Raw genomic sequence first — 3,033 nt, forward strand, 5'->3', positions numbered from 1 at the left:
CTTCCCGGAAAAGGTTGCCGCCATCCCCTCGATCGCCTGCCGTTTCCACTGGGCGATCATCGTCTGATGCACCCCATGTTTCGAAGCCGGTTCCGCCAGCGTCAGTTCTCCACGGATCGCTTCCAGGGCAACCCGTGATTTGAACGCCGCCGCATACCTCTTGCGCGTAACCTTGCCCATAAAACCCGTTCTCTCTCAGGTCGGATTATAGCTTATTGCCCTGTCCGAAAAATGGGGACCACCTCTCTTTTCCCTTGTCGGTCAGGAGGAGGGCCGGTTTTTCCGGGTGCGGACTTTCCTGCATGGACGCCCCCACACGCGATAATCACAGTTATCGCGTGTGGGGGAATTAAACCGCGTCAGATCGGCCCCAGCCATGGGGCGGCAGGCAGGCCATCACGAGGGGAGCAGGCTCCTGACGCCGTGCCAGTCGGGAGCCACAGGCGCAGCACCCGATCGCCAGGCGGCTGCCCTGGAGATCGCCCTCGGCTCCCCAGGGGGGGCTGTGGATCGGAGACGTAACGCCTGCGGTCGATGGCCGCGCAACCGGACATCCGGGAGAGCAGGACCCGTCAGGAGGAGAGGGAAGGGCGATGACCGCCTTTCCCTGGCGGGATGACCAGATGGCGGCGCCTAGTTCGGGATTACGAACGTCGCATCGACGTGTCAAAGGCCATGATTCTCGTCGCCATGGGAACCAATCTCATGCGCAGAAACGCTCACCCGTGATTTTCCAAACAGGTTCTAATTAGGCTCAGGACCCGTTGATTTAATTGCGGAGATCTGATTCAGGCTCTGTGAGGAGACTGGAGATGAGCGACCTGTTTTGGCTGACGGACGAACCAATGGAGCGTCTGCGGCCCTTTTTCCCAAAGAGCCACGGTAGAGTCCGCGTTGATGACCGCCGCGTGCTGAGCGGCATCATTTTTGTCAATCGGAACGGCTTGCGCTGGCGCGATGCGCCCCGGGAATACGGTCCACACAAGACGCTCTACAACCGTTGGAAGCGCTGGGGCGCCATGGGGATCTTCGCCCGGATGATGGATGGTCTGGCCGCCGGAAAGGCAGAACCCCAGACCATCATGATTGATGCGACGTATCTCAAGGCACACCGTACGGCTTCGAGCCTGCGGCTAAAAAAGGGGGGCCAGGTCGCCTGATCGGCCGCACCAAAGGTGGCATGAACACGAAGCTGCATGCGATCACCGATCAGAGCGGACGACTGCTGAGCTTTTTCATGACTGCGGGACAGATCAGCGATTATACCGGTGCAGCTGCCCTGCTGGACAGTCTTCCGGGAGCACAATGGATGCTGGGAGATCGCGGGTATGACGCCGACTGGTTCAGGGACGCCCTGGAAGCGAAAGGTATAAAAGCCCTGCATTCCAGGATGGAAATCTCGCGGAAAACCGGTCAAATACGACAAGAAAAAATATAAACGCCGCAGCCGTATCGAGATCATGTTCGGAAGGCTCAAGGACTGGCGGCGGGTTGCAACCCGCTACGACAGATGCCCGACCGTCTTCTTCTCAGCCATCTGCCTCGCTGCCACCGTCATCTTCTGGCGCTGATCAATGAGTCCTGACCCTAAAATAGACACTCAATCAGAATGAATTTCATGCCTAAAACCGTAATAACACCCGATAATAGAACCAATTATTGCCCCTATAACCATCATTATTTCAGTGGTATTAGTCAAAACTGGTAATAGGATTGCTCCTATGCCTGCACCAGTCAGTGCACCCAAAATTCTTCCAAAGATACTTACATCTCTTTCCATCATGAATGTAGTTCCACAGTATCTACATACAGACGCATCGCTCGGAATTTGAGACCTACAGTTTGGGCATGTTTTTGTTTTCATGGCGCTAATCTTTTTGTAATTTCCTAAAAAATTTAAAAATATTATATCTGATTCTACATACCGGCTCTAGGTGTTTAGTCCCGGGGTTTGATGGGTTGGATTGATGATGAATCTTTCCGGGTCTGAAGTCCAGATCCTGCAGATGTATTCATAGGGCGTGAGACCTTTGAGGATCCTGAGCCTTCGTCCAAAAATATAGGCGGCTATGAAATCATTGAGGTGAGACCTCAACTGCTCATGACTGTCATAATGAAAGCGTTTGACAGTTGCTTCCTTGATCGTGCGGTTCATCCGCTCGACCTGGCCATTGGTCCAGGGGTGATTGGGCTTTGTCAGGCGATGCTCGATCCCGTTGCTCTCGCAGATCATGTCGAAACGCATGGAACGTGACCATGCCATACCGCGGTTACGGAGCTGCTCGGCGAGCTGGATGCCATTGTCGGTCAGGATGGTATGAATCCGGTAGGGCACGACACGCAGAAGATGTTCGAGAAACTCCCAGGCGGTTCTTCTGTTGGCCTTGTCCGCGAGTTGCACCACCGCGAACTTGCTTGTCCGGTCTATGGCGACGAAAAGATGCAGCTTGCCTTCAGCGGTCTGGACCGCGGCGATGTCGAGGTGGAAGAACCCGATCGGGTAGCGTCTGAAGCGCTGACGCTTCGGTTTGTCCCCTTCAATGTCAGGCAGCCGTGACATCCCATGACGCTGAAGGCAGCGATGCAGGGCTGAGCGTGTCAGATGCGGGATGGTGGCCTGCAACGCATAAAGACAATCGTCCAGCGGCATAAAGTATGTCGCCGGAAAGCTACGACCATCGCTTCGTCCGTCTCGGACAGAACCGTTGAGCGCGGCTTTTGGGGACCGGTCTTCTGATCCTCGACAGTCGGACGCTTCCGCCATTTCGCCACCGTTTTTGGATTGATCCCAAACTTCTCGCTCAGCGCCGAGAGCGAAGCCTGCGATCGCTGTATTGCTGCTCGCACCGCGTGCGTGGTCGTGGCGCTGCCATGACGTATCTGTCCCATAATGCTTCCTTCCACTCGCGTGAAAATACCACACCATCAAACCCTGGGACTAAACACCTAGTCATCTGGAACTGAAGTTCGGCTCATTGTCTTGTGACAGAAGCGCTTCACCGAGGCGAGGATCTGGTCGGCTGATTTGACCCA

General features: G+C 55.3%; 2 protein-coding genes and 4 pseudogenes. 2 read left to right on the forward strand and 4 right to left on the reverse strand.

Translation table 11 applies throughout. From position 1 onward, the window contains the following. Nucleotides 1–180, reverse strand: a 180-nt coding sequence (locus DY926_RS16830) for a transposase (RefSeq protein WP_148707850.1), incomplete at its 3' end; no start/stop codon positions are given. A gap of 429 nt (nt 181–609) precedes the next feature. On the opposite strand from DY926_RS16830, the pseudogene DY926_RS16835 reads away from it, so the two are divergent. Beyond that, nucleotides 610–729, forward strand: a pseudogene (locus DY926_RS16835) (IS5/IS1182 family transposase); the annotation flags it as partial. 83 nt (nt 730–812) lie between these two features. After that, nucleotides 813–1,571, forward strand: a pseudogene (locus DY926_RS16840) (IS5 family transposase). A gap of 29 nt (nt 1,572–1,600) precedes the next feature. Here the strand turns inward: DY926_RS16840 and DY926_RS16845 are convergent. The 3 genes and pseudogenes from DY926_RS16845 to DY926_RS16850 all read right to left on the reverse strand — a co-directional run bounded on the left by DY926_RS16845 (nt 1,601) and on the right by DY926_RS16850 (nt 2,889). Beyond that, nucleotides 1,601–1,783, reverse strand: a complete 183-nt coding sequence (locus DY926_RS16845; RefSeq protein ID WP_241503295.1) for a hypothetical protein — start codon at nt 1,781–1,783, stop codon at nt 1,601–1,603. A 12-nt stretch (nt 1,784–1,795) separates the two neighbouring features. Beyond that, a pseudogene (locus DY926_RS18170) lies at nt 1,796–1,864 on the reverse strand (zinc ribbon domain-containing protein); the annotation flags it as partial. Between the two features lie 66 nt (nt 1,865–1,930). Continuing rightward, nucleotides 1,931–2,889, reverse strand: a pseudogene (locus DY926_RS16850) (IS481 family transposase). Nucleotides 2,890–3,033: the final 144 nt, after the last annotated feature.

Origin of the sequence: Komagataeibacter melaceti, from assembly GCF_003403295.1 — a bacterium.
GTDB classification, from domain to species: Bacteria; Pseudomonadota; Alphaproteobacteria; order Acetobacterales; family Acetobacteraceae; genus Komagataeibacter; species Komagataeibacter melaceti.

What these genes read in the sequence shown, in the direction of transcription:
- DY926_RS16845 (WP_241503295.1), bottom strand. Translation starts at nt 1,783, where the DNA reads ATGATGGAAAGAGATGTAAGTATCTTTGGAAGAATTTTGGGTGCACTG.